The sequence below is a fragment of the Streptomyces sp. BI87 genome (assembly GCF_025957665.1).
Taxonomy (GTDB): domain Bacteria; phylum Actinomycetota; class Actinomycetes; order Streptomycetales; family Streptomycetaceae; genus Streptomyces; species Streptomyces albidoflavus.
Genome location: NZ_CP110079.1, coordinates 6,649,234 through 6,665,566 on the forward strand (window position 1 = coordinate 6,649,234; position 16,333 = coordinate 6,665,566).

General features: G+C 74.4%; 5 protein-coding genes. 2 read left to right on the forward strand and 3 right to left on the reverse strand.

What is annotated here, in order from left to right:
* Positions 1–9 precede the first annotated feature (9 nt).
* Genes ccrA through OIM89_RS29400 form a run of 3 tightly spaced genes read right to left on the reverse strand, consistent with a single transcriptional unit; the run spans position 10 to position 13,793 of the window.
* Complete coding sequence (gene ccrA, locus OIM89_RS29390) at positions 10–1,236, reverse strand: crotonyl-CoA carboxylase/reductase (protein WP_030696833.1); 1,227 nt, start codon at positions 1,234–1,236, stop codon at positions 10–12.
* Positions 1,237–1,285: 49 nt separating this feature from the next.
* Positions 1,286–5,107: a type I polyketide synthase gene (locus tag OIM89_RS29395; RefSeq protein ID WP_151170307.1), complete on the reverse strand. Its 3,822-nt coding sequence runs from the start codon at positions 5,105–5,107 to the stop codon at positions 1,286–1,288.
* Complete coding sequence (locus OIM89_RS29400; RefSeq protein WP_264491750.1) at positions 5,100–13,793, reverse strand: non-ribosomal peptide synthetase; 8,694 nt, start codon at positions 13,791–13,793, stop codon at positions 5,100–5,102. Before OIM89_RS29400 ends, OIM89_RS29395 begins: the two co-directional genes overlap by 8 nt.
* A gap of 586 nt (positions 13,794–14,379) precedes the next feature.
* Between OIM89_RS29400 and OIM89_RS29405 the strand changes: the two genes are divergently transcribed.
* Both OIM89_RS29405 and OIM89_RS29410 read left to right on the forward strand, forming a co-directional pair.
* Positions 14,380–15,669 (forward strand): phthiocerol/phthiodiolone dimycocerosyl transferase family protein, encoded by a 1,290-nt coding sequence (locus OIM89_RS29405; RefSeq protein WP_413747424.1) that lies wholly within the window; start codon positions 14,380–14,382, stop codon positions 15,667–15,669.
* A 56-nt stretch (positions 15,670–15,725) separates the two neighbouring features.
* Positions 15,726–16,247, forward strand: a complete 522-nt coding sequence (locus tag OIM89_RS29410) for an RNA polymerase sigma factor (protein WP_003946493.1) — start codon at positions 15,726–15,728, stop codon at positions 16,245–16,247.
* The last annotated feature ends 86 nt before the right edge of the window (positions 16,248–16,333 follow it).

Genomic DNA, 16,333 nt, shown 5'->3' on the forward strand with positions numbered 1-16,333 from the left:
CGGCCGGCGCTACCCGGTGGCGTTCACCAGCACCGCCATGTTGCCCGAGGGGTGCTGGTTGTCGTGGATGAGCTGGTGGGCCAGCCCGATCTCCTCGAAGCCGAACGTCCGCGACAGGCAGGGGTCGATCGCGCCCTGGTCGATCAGCCGCGTGATCTCGCGCGCCTCACGGGCGCTGGCGACGTGCGAGCCCTGCAGGCGCTTCTGCCGCATCCACAGGAACCGCAGGTCCACGTCGCCGTTGTAGCCGGTCGTGCCGCCGCAGATCACGACCATGCCCGCGTTGTCGGCCATGTAGACCGAGGTCGGGATGGTGTCGGCACCCGAGTGCTCCAGGACGATGCGCGGCGCGCGGCGCTCCCCGAGCACCTCCCAGAAGCGGCGGCCGAAGGCGCGGGCGCCGTCCAGCCACTTCTTCATCGCCTCCTCGTCGGTGGTGTCCGGCAGCCGGCCCCAGTGGTCGAACTCGCGCCGGTCTATCCACCCCTTCGCCCCGAGCCGCATACAGAACTCGCCGCGCTCCTCGCTGGAGACCACGGCCACGGGGATCCCGCCGACATGGCGCACGAGCTGGATGGCGATACTGCCGAGGCCGCCGGCGCCGCCCCAGATCAGGACCGGGTCGCCGGGCCGCACGGTGTGCGGCTCCCAGCCGAAGAGCTGACGGTAGGCGGTCGCCGCGGTGGCCATGTAGCAGGAGGCCGCCGCCCAGGAGAGCCGCTGCGGCTTCGGGTGGCACATGTACTCGTCGACGACGGCGAACTGGGCGAACGAACCGTAGTTCTCCTCGTACCCCCAGACCCGCTGGGTGGAGGAGGTCACCGGGTCGGCACCCAGCCGGATGTCCTGGGCCGACTCGTCCCAGCGGCAGGCCAGGACGACCACCTCGGCACCGGGCTTCAGGCGCACGCCGTCACCGACCGCCCAGACGATGCCCGACAGGTCCGAGCCGCCGATGTGGAAGTCCTCGGTGGCCCCCTGCTTCTGGCGGGCCGCGATCACGTCGAGCGGCTCACCGAGCGCCGCCCACACGTTGTTGTAGTTGACGCCGGCGGCCATCACCTTGACGAGCACCTGTCCGGGGCCCACGGGCGGGACGTCCACCACTTCGGTACGGAAGGCGTCCACGGGCCGGCCGTAGCGTTCCTGGCGGATCAGGGAGGCGTACATCCGCTTCGGCGCGGTGCCGAGGGGTGGGGCGTCGCCGAGTTCGTAGAGGTCCTTGGTCACGGTCACGGGGAGTCCTTCTGGAGCGGGGCGGACGGGTCGGTTCCGGGGCACCGGATCAGCCGGAGGCCGGGCGCAGGGCCTTGGCGACGACCTCGCCGATGCGGGCGATCGGGTCGGGTTCGGTCATGTCGTAGTGGCCGCAGGGCACGGCGTGGTCCTCGAAGGCGCCCCGCACGTACGGGCGCCAGGCGTCGGCCTTGCCGGCGGCGAGCGAGAGGTCTCCGGCGTCGGCGGCCGGGACGAGGTCCCGCGTGGCGCTGAAGAACAGCGCGTCGCCGCGGAAGACGCCGGGCGTGAACTCCGGTGCGATCCGCAGGTTGTTGCGCATCACGGCGGCGATGGAGGCCGCCTCGTCGCGGGAGACGGGTGAGGAGCCGGCGGTGTGGGCCTCACCGACGCGGTCGAGCACGTCCTCGACTCCGGGCGGGCCGTCCGCGCCGACCGGCAGCCCCGCCACCCGCGACAGCAGTCCCGCGACCTGCCTCTCCGCGGTCCCCGGGTCGTGCGCGTTCCCGTGCGGGAGCGGAGCGTCGAGCAGCGCCAGCAACTCGACCTCCTCACCCCGCTCCTGCAGGGCGCACGCCATCGCGTGGGCGACGAAACCGCCGTACGACCAGCCCAGGAGCCGGTACGGGCCGCTCGGCTGGACCGTGCGGACGAGGTGGAGATAGCCCTCGACCATCTCCCGGGCGTCGCGGGCCGGCTGCCCGGCGCCGTCCAGGCCGGCGGCCTGGAGGCCGAACACCGGCTGGTCCGCGCCGAGATGAGGCAGCAGCCCGGAGTACCGCCAGGAGACTCCGGCGCCCGGGTGCACACAGAACAGGGGCCGCCGGGCGCCCTCGGGACGCAGCGGCAGCAGCGGCGCCAGCGCGCCCGGCCCGGCGGCGGCGTCCTCCGCGGGTTCGTCGGCGGCGAGCAGGCCCGCCACCGTCGGCGCGGCCAGCAGGGAGGCGGCCGGCACGTCCAGCACACCCTTCTGTCGCAGCCTGCCCACGAGGAGCACGGCGCGCATCGAGTCGCCGCCCAGGTCGAAGAAGTTGTCGTGGACCCCGATGCCACCGATCCCCAGGGCCTCCTCCCACAGCTCGGTGACGGCCCGCTCGCGCGGGGTGCTGGGAGCCACGTGGGCGGTCGCCAGGTGCGGACGCGGCGCGAGTCCCGTTCCCCCGCCCCGGGCCGGCTCCTCCGGCCGGGTGCCGGACCCCTCCGGGGCGCGCGCCCCGGGCGCGTCGATCCAGTGGCGGTGGCGCTCGAAGGCGTACCCGGGCAGCGGTACCCGGCCCGCTCCGCGCGGCGGCCGCGGGACGTGCGGGAGCGCGGCGTCCACACCGGCGCTCCACAGCCGCCCCAGCGCCTCGGCCAGCACGAAGCCGTCCGCCGCCCGCGCCTTGGCGTGCCGCATGGTCGTCACGGTCACCGGGCCCTCGCCGTCGAGCCGCGCCCGCGCCAGCTTCGTGAGGCTGTCGCCGGGCCCGATCTCCACGAGGACCGGCCGCTCCCGTTCCCACAGCGCCGCGATGCCGTCGGCGAACCGGACGGTGCGCCGGGTGTGGTCCACCCAGTGACCGACCTCCGTCGCCTGCGCGTCGGTGGCCCAGTCGCCCGTCACGTTCGTGACGTACGGAATGCGCGGCGGCCGCAGTGTCAGCGTGCGCAGGTGACCGGCGAAGCTCTTCAGGATCGGGTCGAGCACGTGCGAGTGAGCGGCGGCGGGCATGCGCAGTCGGCGGAACGGCACGTCGCGGCGGGTCAGTTCCGCCTCCAGCCGGTCGACCGCATCGGTGTCGCCGGCCACCGTGCACGCCACCGGGCTGTTGACCGCCGCCAGCGACAGCCCCTCGCCCAGCAGCGGGAGGACGGTGTCGGCACAGGCCGCGACCCCGACGGTGGCACCGCCCGAGGAGGCGATGAGCCGGATGCGCTCGGCGACCACCGGCAGCGCCTCGTCGATCTCCATCACCCCGGCCAGACAGGCTGCGGTGTACTCGCCGAGCGAGTGCCCGATCAGGGCGTCGGGCCGGACCCCCTCCTCCATCAGCGTGCGGGCCAGCGCGTACTCGGTGACGAACAGCGCCAGGAAGGCGGCCGTGCTGCCCGGCTCCACCTCCTCGAACAGGGCGGTGCGCAGGTCCGCGCCGAGGGCCGGCCGCAGGACCGCGGAACAATGGTCCACGGTGTCCCGGTAGACGTCGTTCTCCCGGTACAGCCCACTGCCCATGCCCACGTACTGGGTGCCGCCGCCCGGCAGCAGGAACGCCACCTTCGGCGGCTCGTCGGGCACCGGCGGCACGGCCGGCACCGCCGCGCGCAGCGCCTCCACCGCCTCCGGCACCGACGACGCCGACACGGTGAGACGGTGCCGCAGCGCGGGCCGGTCGGCGCGCAGCGCGCCCGCCACGTCGTCCAGCCGCAGCCCGGGCCGCTCCTCCAGGCGGCGCGCGAGCGCGTCGGCCTGCCCGCGCAAGGCCCCCGAGGTCCGCGCCGACAGCGGCAGGACGAGCCGGCGGCCGTCCTCCGAGGGGCGTGGCGGGGCGGGCGCGACCGGCGGAGCCTCCTCCAGGATCACGTGCGCGTTGGTGCCGCCGACCCCGAAGGCGCTGACCGCCGCACGCCGGGGATGGCCGGGCTCTTCCCGCCACTCCTCCAGCGTGGTCGGCACACGGAACGGGCCGGAGGCGAAGTCGATCAGCGGGTTCGGCCGCTCGAAGTGCAGGCTCGGCGGGATTCGGCGGTGCTCCAGCGCGAGCACCGCCTTGACGAGCCCGGCCATGCCCGCTGCCGCGCCCAGGTGCCCGATGTTGGTCTTGACCGAGCCGAGGGCGCAGTAGCCGCGCCGGTCGGTGCTCTCGCGGAACGCCTCGGTGAGCGCCGCCACCTCGATGGGGTCGCCGATGCGGGTGGCGGTGCCGTGCGCCTCGACCAGACCGATGGTGTCCGCGTCGATCCCGGCCTGCGCCTGCGCGGCCAGCACCACCTCGGTCTGGCCCTGCGTGCTCGGCGCGGTGAAGCCGACCTTGCGGCGGCCGTCGTTGTTGACGGCCGTGGCGCGGACGACGGCCCGGATGCGGTCGCCGTCGGTCAGCGCGTCCTCCAGCCGCTTGAGGACCACCACGCCCACGCCGTCCCCGGACGAGGTGCCCGCCGCGTCGTCGGCGAAGGTGCGGCAGTGACCGTCGGGGGAGAACGGACCGTCGGGCACGTGGCGGTAGCCGAGGTGGGCCGAGGGATTCAGCGAGACCGCCGCCGCCAGCGCGGTGTCGCAGCGGTACTCGACGAGATCCTGGAAAGCGGTGTGCAACGCGACCAGCCCCGTGGAGCAGGCGGTCTGGAGCGACAGGCTCGGCCCGGTCAGGCCCAGTTCGTAGGAGACCCGGGTGGCGAGCGTGCCCAGCGAGTTGGCGGTGGCCGCGTGGACCAGGGCCACCGAGCCGGGCTGCCCGGCGAACCGGGGGTGCACGTGCGCGGGGTAGTAGCGGCTGTCGCCGCTGCCCGCGTACACCCCGGTCGTGGCGGACGGGGTGTCCTCGCCGAGGTGGCCCGCGTCCTCCAGCGCGTGGTACGCCGTCTCCAGCAGCAGCCGCTGCTGCGGGTCGACGACCGCCGCCTCGGCCGGGCTGTACCCGAAGAAGCCCGAGTCGAAGCGGTCGATGCCCTCGATCACCGACGCCATCCGGATCAGGGACGGGTCGTCGAGGTCGTCCGGGTCACCGCCCGCCGCCAGGAACTCCTCGTCGCTGACCGGCCGTACGGACTCGTGTCCCCGGGCGAGGTTGTCCCAGAAGGCGTCGACGTCGTCGGCGCCGGGGAAGCGCGCCGCCATGCCGATCACGGCGACGGCGGGTGCCTCGTCCTGCGGCAGGGCCTGCGGGTCATCCATGGCGTCGGTCCTTCCTCTGCTGCGCGGACCGGCGGGCGCTGCGCGCCGCCCGTTGCCGCTCTGCCTGCTGCTTGGCCCGCTCCAGCCCGGAGGGCGGTGGAGCGGGGGCGTCCGGGGCCGGCCCGGACGCGGCGTCCCGTGGCGCGGCTGCCGCACCCTGCTGGGAAAGGTGCCGGGCCAGGGCCCGCACGGTGGGACGGGAGAAGAGGTCCACGACGCCCAGCTCGCACCCGAGGGCCTTGTTGACAGCGGTCTGCGCCGCCACGAGCAGCAGCGAGTTCCCGCCCAGGTCGAAGAAGTTCTCGTCCCGTCCCACCCGGTCGCGGCCCAGGACCGTGCACCACACCGCGGCCAGTTCGCCCTCCAGCCGCCGCAGTTCGTCCGCGCCGCCGGTGTCGTCGCTCCGGTCGGCGGAGCCGGCCGACCGCAGGACGAACGTGCCCTCCGGTCCGGCCGCCCGCGCGGCCGCGCCGTACAGGGCGCCCAGATCGGTGCCCTCGTCGAGGACGACCCGGGCGGCCGTGCGCCGCACCTGCCGTACCGGTGCGAGGACGTGCGAGCGCACCCAGGGGGCGGTGCGGTCGGCGCCGATGAGCAGGTGCGGAAGGTCCAGCGTGCGCGCGAGGTCGAAGGAGCGCAGGGCCGCCTGGGCGTCCAGCACCCGGTAGCCGCGCGCCTCGGTGAGCGAGGTGAGCTGGTAGCCGAGGCTCATCCCCCGCTCGCGCCACATGCTCCAGGCCAGGCTCTGCCCCGGCAGGCCCTCGCGCCGGCGCCGGAGGGCGAGGTCGTCCAGTGCCGCGTTGGCCGCCGCGTAGGCCGCGTTCATCGCGCCGCCGAAGAACCCGTTGACGGAGGAGAAGGTGACGAACGAGGTGACGGGGTGGCCGGCGGCGACCCGGTGCAGGGCCCACGCCCCGTCGACCTTGGCCGCCAGCGCCGCACGCCACTCCTGCGGGGTGAGTTCCCGGACGGGCCGCTCGTCGAAGACGCCGGCCAGGTGCAGCACCGACACCAGCGGGACGCCCCAGGCGTCGGCGGCCCGCCGCACGGCCGCCCGCACCTGCGCGTCGTCGGTGACGTCGGCGGTCTCGTAACGGACCTCGCCGAGCCGTCGCAGTCTCCGGAACGCCTCGATACGGGCCGAGGCGGGACCCGCGTCGGCCAGGTGCCGCTCCCAGGTGTCCTCGGGGGGCAGCCCGGTGCGGCCGATGAGCAGCAGCCGCGTGCCGGGCTCCTTCAGCAGGTGGGCGGCCACCTCGCTGCCGACGCCGCCCAGACCACCGCTGACCAGGTGAAAACCGCTGGCCGGGTCCGGTTCGGTCCGGGGCGGCGGATCGGGCAGCGGGGCCAGCCGCCGCACGTACCTCAGGCCGTCGCGCCGGGCGACCTCGGTGTCGGCCGGGAACCCGGCCGCCTCCGCCAGCACCGCCGCCGCCCGGTCCCCGTCGCTCCCGCCGGAGAGATCGAGGTGGACGCCGCGCAGCCACGGCAGTTCCTCGCGCAACGACTTGAGCAGCGCCCCTGCCGCGGCGTGCGAGGCCGTGGGCCGGTCCTCGGGCGTCACGGCCTGGGCGCCGTCGGTCACGAACAGCAGGTCAACCGGCCGCTCGCCGCCGGTCCGGCCCGCGAGTGCCTGGGCCAGCACCAGCAGCGACACGTCGCTTCCGGGGACCGCTCCGTCCTCCGTGTCGTCCCTCGCGGCGAGGTGCACCACGGTGTCCGGCGTCCGTCCGTCCGCGTCCAGCCTCTCCAGCACCGCCGCGAGATCCCCGGCCTCGCCGGGACGTACGCCGTAGGAGGCCGCGCCGTTCCGCTCAGGGGCCGGGCCCTCCGTGACGACCGTGCACAGTCCGCCGGTGTCGCGCACCGCCGCGGCGATCTCTTCGGCCACCGCGTGGGCGTGCGGCGCGGGACCCGCGAGGACGAGGACGCGGTGGCCCGTCGGAAGCGCGGCCCCGTGCAGGTTCTCGGCGGGCCGCCACACCGGGTGCAGGAACCAGTCCGGCAGGGTGGCGGCCGTGCCGAGCAGCAGCTGCGTCTCGCGGACGGTGCCGTCGAACTCGCCCGCCTCGAAGGACTTGCGGAGCTTGGTCCGCTGGATCTTGCCGATCTCCGTCTTCGGGATGGCCTCGGCCTCGACGGGGATCAGGAACGCGGGGCTCACTCCGATCTCCCGGGTGACCTTGCCGGCGATCTCCCGGAGCGCACCGGCCGGGTCCTGGCCCGGGGCCAGACGGAGGAAGAGCGCCAGTTCGTCGGTGGCGGCCGACGCGTCGGACCGGACGGCGACGGCGGCCGTGAAACTCCGTACGACGCTGGGAAGTTCCTCGACGCAGGCCTCGATCTCGTGGCTGTAGTGGTTGACGCCGTTGACGATGATGACGTCCTTGGCGCGCCCGGTGATGTACAGCTCGCCCGCGCGCAGGAACGCCAGGTCGCCGGTGTCGAACCAGCCGTCCTCGGTGAACGACTCGGCGTTGGCCCGCGCGTTGTCGTGGTAGCCCTGTGTCACCGAGGTCCCGCGGACCTGGAGCCGGCCCACGTCGCCCTCCGAGAGCAGCGCGTCCTGGTCGTCGACGACGCGCATGGCGAATCCGGGGTAGGGCAGGCCGCAGCTGACGAACGCCTCGTCGTGGTCCGGCGCCTCGGAGGCCAGCACGCTGTCGGTCACCACCGAGCAGGTCTCCGACATGCCCCAGCCCGGGTGCATGACGTCCTGGGGCAGCCCGAACGGCGCGAGGGCGTGCAGGAACCGTCGTGCCGCGGAGGCCACGACGACCTCACCGGCGTTCATCACCAGCCGTACGGCGGAGAGGTCCCAGTCGCGGTCCTGGAAGCGGTGGGCCTGCTCGGCGAGGAGCCCGAACGCGAAGTTCGGGGCCCAGGTGACGCTCACGCGGTGGCGGTCGGCCAATTCCGGCCACCTCACCGGGTCCTCCAGGATCCAGGAGGTCGGCGCGTGGATCTGCCGGCAGCCGAGGTAGACGTCGCGCAGGTGGAACATGACGACGCCGGTCACATGGTCGAGCGGGATCCAGTTCAGGGAGACGTCACCGGAACCCAGCCCGTTCATCGCCTCGGTGGCCGCGGCGCGGGTCAGTACGTTGCGGTGGGTGAGCCGCACGGCCTTCGGCAGACCGGTACTGCCCGAGGTCATCAGCATGAGGATGAGGTCGTCGGGCCGGGCCTCGTACCAGTCGCGGTCCTCGGGCTCCTCGCGCAGCGCGTCGGCCGTGGTGAGCCGGAGCCCGGACCACTCGCGGCGAGCGGCCAGCTCCCGCAGCCCCGGCTCACCGGCGGCCGAGGTCACGATCCAGGGCCGGTCCAGCATCTCCCAGATGCCTTCGAGCTTGCTGACGGCGGCCGAGGTGGTGGCATAGGAGACGGGCACCGTCAGCGGGACGGCGACGAAGCCGCCGAGGACGCAGCCCCACAGCGCGGCGACGAAGTCCTCGGTGTCCTCGCACTGGAGGATGACCCGGTCACCCGGCCTGAGGCCCCGTCGGCGCAGGCCCGCCAGGGCACGTGAGGCTTCGGGGACGAGACTCGCGTACGAACGCCGGGTCTCCGATCCGTCCGCGCGCACGTGCACGACCTCGCCGTCCGGGCGGCCCGCTGCGCGCAGCAGCGCCTCGGCCCAGCCGGAGACCGACGGCTCGGGCAGCGCGGGACCCTCACTGAGCGCGGGGACGGACCCCGGACGCTCCACGGGCGGCGCGTCCGGTCCGGCCTCGGCCCCGGCGGGCCGGGGACGCCCCACGTGGCGGCGCTCCAGCTCCTCGGGCACCTCCTCCAGGACCACCTCGGCCTCGCGGACGCCCGGCAGTTGGGCGAGTCGCTCCCGCCAGGCACCCGCCGCCACCGCGTCGACGACGGCGAGCTCCTTCAACGCGCCCTCGTCCAGGCCGCCTTCGGCCGAACGGGGCAGGCCGCTGACCGCGACGACCCGTGTCCCCGGCGCAAGGGAGGAGACCACCTGCTCGGTCCGGTCCGCCGCCCCTGTCCGGTTCGGCACCACGTACACCGTGGCGGGCTCCCCGTCCGGACCGGGCAGGACGACCGCGTCCCCCACCCCGGGTACCTCCAGGACGGCGCGGGTCAGCGCCCCGGCCCGGGCGGTGGTGTCCGCCGAGGCGGGGGAGGGGCGGTCCGCCCGCGGCAGGGCGCCGGGCCGCACTTCGGGGTCGGCGCAGACCACGGCCAGCAGGTCGCGCAGCGCGTCCGCGAACCTCTCGGCGGTGGCCGGGTCGTAGAGGTCGGCCGCGTACTCGACGTGCAGGTCGAGCCCGTCGGCGGTGCCGTCCGCGCCGTGCCGCTCCAGGACGTCGACGAAGAGGTCGAACTTGGCGGTGCCGGTCGCGGCCGGGCGCAGCGGCACCCGGTCCTCGCCGAGCGTGAGCACGGCCCGCTCGTTGTTCTGCAGGGCCAGCATCACCTGGAACAGCGGGTGCCGAGCCGGGTGGCGGCGCGGGTTCACCTCCTCGACCAGCCGGTCGAACGGCAGATCCTGGTTGTCCAGTGCCTGTACGTCGAACGCCCTCACCCGGGCCAGGAGTTCGCGGAACGTGGGGTCGCCCGAGGCGTCGGCGCGCAGCACCAGGGTGTTGGTCAACAGCCCGACGACCTCGTCGAGCGCCGGCTCGGTACGTCCGGCCACAGGGGTGCCGACGACGATGTCGTCCCCGGCGCCCCACCGGTTCAGCAGCAGGGCCAGCGCACCGTGCAGCACCATGAAGAGGCTGACGTTCTCCTGGTCGGCCAGGCGCAGCAGCTTCCGGTGCGTCCCGGCGTCCAGGGGCACGGTCACGCCGCCACCGCGCCCGGACGGGGCCGCCGACCGGGGGCGGTCCGGGGGCGGCGCACTCTCCTCGGGCAGCCCGTCCAGCGCCTGGCGCCAGAACGAGGTCAGCCGCTCCAGCCGCCCCGGCCCCTCCGGGGCGGGCGCGAGCACCCGCCGCTGCCAGAGCGCGAAGTCGGCGTACTGGAGGGCCGGCGGCACCCAGTCGGGCGCCGCACCGGCGCGGCGCGCGGCGTAGGCGGTGCCGAGGTCGTCGGCGAGCGGGCGCAGCGACCAGCCGTCGGCCGCGCTGTGGTGCAGAACGAGCAGCAGGGTGCGCGTGTCACCGGTACCGAACACCCCCGCCCACAGCGCGCTGTCACGTGTCAGGTCGAAGGAGCGCCCCATCGCCGCGGCCACGTGCGCGGCGCGTTCCTCGTCGGGGCAGTCCACCACGTGCAGTTCGGGCCGGAGCGTGCCGGGTGGCAGGACCCGCTGGTGGATCGCACCGTCCACCTCCCCGAAGACGGTGCGCAGGCTCTCGTGGCGGTCGGCGACGTCTCCCAGGGCGGCGCGCAGCGCGTCCGGGTCCAGCGGATGCCGCAGGGGGACGGGCAGGGGAATGTTGTAGGTGGCCGCCGCGCCGTCCATGCGGCTGAGAAACCACATGCGTTCCTGGGCGAAGGAGGCGGGCACCAGGGACGGGCGCTCGGACGCCGTGAGCGCGGGCAGCGGCCGGCCGGCGTCCGCTCCGGCGGTGAGGCGCCCGGCCAGGGCCGCCGGGGTCGGCGTGTCGAAGAGCGCCGAGATCGCAACGTCCGTGCCGGTCCGCTCCCGCAGCCGGGCCAGCAGCCGGGTCGCGAGCAGTGAGTGGCCGCCGAGATCGAAGAAGTTGCCGCCGGTGCCGACGGAGTCCGCGGGCAGCCGCAGCACCTCCTCGAACAAACCGCACACCAGGCGCTCTTCGGGCGTCACGGGCGGGGCGCCGCCCGTGCTGCCGCCGAAGTCGGGGGCGGGCAGGGCCGCCGTGTCGAGCTTGCCGTTGGCGGTCAGGGGAAGCGCGTCGACGAGCACGCAGGCGGCGGGGACCATGTAGGCGGGCAGCCGCGCCGCCAGGTGGGCCCGCAACCCGGCGGGGTCCACCCGGCCCTCCTCGGCGGGCACCGCGTAGGCCACGAGCTGGGTCAGGCCGTCCTCGGCGGTGCGCGGGACGACCGCGCCGCCGGCGACCGCCGGGTGCGCGGTGAGCACGGCCTCGATCTCGCCCGGCTCGATACGGAAACCGCGGATCTTGACCTGCTGGTCGGCGCGGCCCGCGTGGACGAGGGTGCCGTCCGCCCGCCACCGGGCCAGGTCGCCGGAACGGTACATCCGGGTGCCCGGCGCTCCGAAGGGGTCCGGCAGGAACCGCTCCTCCGTCAGCTCCGGCCGGTTCAGGTAACCGGGCGCCACACCCGGCCCGGACACGTACATCTCGCCGGTCGCCCCGGGCGGCACCGGCCGTCCGGCCGCGTCCAGGACGTACACCCGCAGGTCGGCCAGGGGCCGGCCGATGACGCCGCGGCGGCGCGGGTCCTCCAGGTCGGCACGGACCAGCCGGTGGAAGGTGACGTGCACCGTCGTCTCGGTGATGCCGTACATGTTGACCAGCTCCGGCGCGTCCAGGCCGTGCCGGTCGGCCCACGGGCGCAGCCGCTCCGCCACGAGCGCCTCCCCGCCCAGGACCACGTACCGCAGGGAGCCCGTGGACCGGTCCGTCTCGGCGTCCGCCAGGACCAGCTGCTCGAAGGCGGACGGCGTCTGGTTGAGGACCGTCACCCCCTCCTCGTCGAGCAGCCGCAGGAACTCCCGGGGCGAACGGCTCACCTCGTAGGGCACCACGACCAGCCGCCCGCCGTGCAGCAGCGGGCCCCACAGCTCCCACACCGAGAAGTCGAAGGCGTACGAGTGGAACAGCGTCCACACGTCGTCCGCGCCGAAGCGGAAGTGCTCTCCGGACGCCTCGAAGAGCCGCACCACGTGGGCGTGGGGCACCGGCACGCCCTTGGGGCGTCCCGTCGAGCCGGAGGTGTGGATGACGTAGGCGGTGTCGTAGGGGCCGGTCGCGCCCGCGCGGTCCGCGTCCGTCAGGTCGTGCGGCGCGCGGCCCGCCAGGTCGGCCGCGGTCGCCGCGTCGTCGACCACGACGAGCTGCGCGTCCGTCGCGGGCAGCCGTCCCGATCCGGCGGTGTCGGTGACGACGGCGACGGGCTCCGCGTCCGCCATGACCAGCCGCAGCCGCTCGGCGGGGTGGCCGGGGTCCAGCGGCAGGTACGCGGCGCCCGTCTTGAGGACCGCGAGCAGCGCGGGAACGAGCCGCAGGCCGCGCGGCAGCGCCAGCGCGACGAACCTGCCGGGTCCCGCACCCCGCTCGACGAGCAGGCGGGCCAGCCGGTTGGCCTCTGCGTTCAGTTCCCCGTAACTCAGCGTCTCACCGGCACAGGACACGGCCGTGCGCCCGGGGCTGTCGGCGACGCGGGCCTCGAAGAGCTGGGGGAGGGTACGCGTCACGGGCGGCGTGGGCTCGTCCCGGCGGACAGGCTCTTCGCCGGGCAGCAGCACCGGGGTCTCACCCAGCGGCAGATCCTCCGGGCCGGTCCGCAGTTCACGCAGGACCTTGAGGAACCGTTCCAGGAACAGGGCGAGTCCGTCCTCCTCGTACAGGTCGGGGTGGGCGTCGAAGGCCAGCCAGACGGTGTCCGCCTCCGCGCCGGGCCGCACCGAGATCTGGAGGTCGTCGACCGCGCCGCCCGAGAGGTGGTGGGAGGTCGAGGGGTGTCCGCCGAAGGTGAGGTCCTCGCTGAAGGGGACGATGTTGACGACCGGCCCGTGCACACGGCGGCCACGGCCCAGCACGCCGAGGTCGCGGCGGATCGACTCACCGCGGTAGCGCTGGTGGGCGCGCAGCCCGCGCAGGCCGTCCGCGACCGCCCGGACGAACACGCCGACCGGCGTGTCCGCCGAGGCCGCGACCCGCAGCGGCAGGATGTCCGAGGCCGTACCGGGGGTGCGCAGCGCCGCGCTGCCCAGCCGGCTCATCGTGGCGAGCCCGAGGACCAGATCGTCGGCGCCGGTCATGCGGTGCAGGAAGGCGGCGACGGCGGCGACCAGCAGATCGGTCCGCGCGACCCCCATTGCCTTGGCCGCCTCGTCGAGGGCGCGCGTCTCGGCGGGGGAGAGGACCGCGGTGCGGCGCAGGAACGGAGCTCCGGGCGGCGCGGTGCGGTCGGTGAGCCGCACCGGCTCGGGCAGCCCCGCCAGCCGCTCCGTCCAGTACGCGCGGTCGCGTTGACGGCGGTCGGAGCCGAGGTAGGCGGCCTCCTCGGCGGCGAGCCGGTCCGCGGACTCGAAGCCGGCGGGCGGCGGTTCCTCCCCTGCGGCCAGCGCCGTGTAGGTGTCGGCCAGACGACGCGCCACCAGCTTGTAGCCGTAGCCGTCCAGCAGGATGTGGTGGGCGCGCAGGAACCAGATGAACCGGTCGGGGGCGAGCGTCAGCAGGGCGTGCGAGAAGAGCGGTCCCGCCACCACGTCCACCGGGGTCGCCAGGTCCCGGCGTATCCACTCCTCGGCGGCTGAGGCCGGGTCCGCCTCACCGCTGACGTCCACCCGGTGCACCGGCATCTCGTCCGGCTCGCCGTCCCGCACGGCACGCGGTCCGTCGGGCGTGTCCAGGAAGCGCAGGGCGAAGGTGTCGGCCTCGCGGACGGTCCGCCGCAGCGCCGTCTCGAAGACGGTGGTGTCGACGGGTCCGTGGATCTCGACGTACTCACCGGTGTTGTAGGCGGCGGTGCCGGGCGCGAGCCGATGGGCGAACCAGAGCCCCTCCTGTGCCCCGGAAAGCGGCCGACGATCGTCCTCGTTGCCAGACATGACACCAACCCTCGGTTGCGAGCAGGACTTCTCACGGGGGGTCAGGGCGAGCGCGGCGTTCCGGGGGCAGGAACCCCGTCCGGTCGTCGCGGGCCGTGCCCCGGTTCACCCTGCCCTCGCCCGGTCGGGCGGATCAAGCGCGGACGGCACTCGGCGGCCCATTCCAGGGAAATACCTAGAGGGTGCTGTGATGTCCGTCCGGAGAGGTTTGGGAAAGCGGCGGGAGAAAAGGAGGAAGAGTCGGCCGGCGGCCGTTAATTCAAGGGGGCGAATGGGCCCCTTGACTTTCCGCTCGGCCGGATTCACGGGAGTCCGCCGGTCCTCCCGGTGGCCCACTTCGCACACGCCCTGAGCTGCGCGACTGTCTGCCGCGCACCTCCGCCGTTCGGCCGCCCGGTCGTTCTTAGGTGAATCCCTAAACGCGTGGCTCCTAGGGTGACGCCAAGATCGGGGCCTTTCGCTGTCTCCCCTCGCCATGAGGCGTGACAGGGGCTCCGCACTCAATGTGGAGAACCGCCATCCGTGCGGGTGCGGACCGTGCGGTGACGGCTGGAAGGGCTGCCAAATGCGACGCGCGCTGTGTCCCGTGGAAAACCTCTATGTAGCCCAGCGGAGCCGGGCGTTCCTCTCCTGCGCCCTGCGCGGGAACGTCGACCCCTCGGCGCTGGCGGAGGCGTTCGACGCGCTCACGACGGAGCACCCCACCCTCCGCTCCCGCATCGTCCCCGCGGAAGGGGGCCATGCCCTGGAACTCCTTCCGGAGGACGAGCGGCCGCGCCTGATCCTCAAGGAGGGCGGGGACGAGGCGTACATCGAGGAACTGAACGTCCCGCTCCCGGTGGGCGGACCGCTCAGCCGCGCGGCCCTGGTGACGACCGGGCCGGACACCCACCTCCTGACCGTGACGATCGACCACACCGTGACCGACGGACACAGCGCCATCACCCTCATGAACGCGCTCTGGGACCGCTACAGCGAACTCGTCGCGACCGTCCCGGGGCAGATCCCGCCCGTCCCCGTCGCCGAGGCAGAGTGGCCCAGGCCCGTCAGTGAGCTGCTGCCCCCGGCCGACCCCGAGGACACCGAGAAGTACCTGCTGCGCCGCATGGAGGAGACGAGCGCCCACCCGGTCGAGCTCCTCGCCTACGACACCCCGCGCGACCGGCCCGCCGACTCCGAAGACCCGTCGGAGCACCGCATCGAGGTCCGCCGCCTGGTCCTCGGCGCCGAGGAGACCACCCGGCTGCGCTCCGCGGCCCGCGACGCGGGCGTCTCGGTGCACGGCCTCGTCGCCGCCGCCCTGATGACGGCGGCCCGTGCGCGCCTGGACGGCGACGGCCCGCGGACGCTGGGATGCATGTCACCCGTCGACCTGCGTGCGCGGCTCACCCCGCCCGTCTCGCCGTCCGTGATGGTGGCCTCCGTGACCTCCCACCTCCAGGCCGTTCCGGTCGGCGGGGAGACCGACCCGCTCGACCTCGCCCGGGAGATCAGCACCCGCCTGCGGGAGTCCGTCGAGCGCGGCGACCACTTCCACGAGATGCGCATCATGCCGAGGGTCCCCGCCCACCCCGCCCTGCAGATGGGCTCGGTCATCGTGACCAACATGGGCGCCACGGCCGCCCCTCGTTTCCCCGAGGGCGTCGAAGCCACCGACGTCCGCCTCGTCCCGGCTCGCGAGTCGTACTTCCCCCAGGCCGGCCGCAGCCCGGTCATGGCCTGCGTCGTCTCCTTCGACAACCGGCTCGCCGTCGAACTCCCGCACCACACGGCCTGCTTCACCCCGCAGTACATGCGGGCCTTCCGTGACGACGTCCGCACCGCGCTGCTGGCCTTCACCCAGGACGCCGCCCCGGCACCGGTCAGCGCCGGCTGACCGCGGACCGCCCGACCGGCCCGCCCGCACCGTCCTCCCCGCAAGGAGAGCACCCCATGAACACCGCGCACGAACTGCCCGCCCCCGTGGACCGGTTGCTGCCGCGGGCGAGGGCGGGCGACGAGCAGGCGATGAACGACCTGCTGCTGCACATCACCCCCTACGTCACCCGTGTCTGCCGCTCGGTCGCCCACGACAACGGCTCCGACGCCCGGCAGGAGGCGCTCCTCGCGATCTACCGCGGCCTGCCGGGGCTGCGGGAGCCCGCCGCCTTCTACGGGTGGGTCCGCTCGGTCACCGTGCGGGAGGCGGTCCGCACGGCCAGGCGCCTGGGCCGCGAGACGACGAGCCCTGAGGTGGACTCGCGGCACGAACCCCACTCACTCGACGCCGTCCACATCAACGACGTCCTGGACCGCATGTCCGAGGCCCACCGCCAGGTGCTGACCCTTCGTGTGTACGGCCTGAACGAGGTGGAGATGGCCGAGACCCTCGCCCTCCCCGTCGGCACGGTCCGCTCCCGGCTCCACCGGGCCCGCCGCCGTTTCCAGGAGGCATGGCAGCCGACCGCCGCCTGACGGGGCCCCGTGGCGGGGAGAAACGCGCGGGCGCGTGCCATTCCGGTGACCGCCTCCTGCCGCGAGAAGTCACGCGGCTCTGCCGC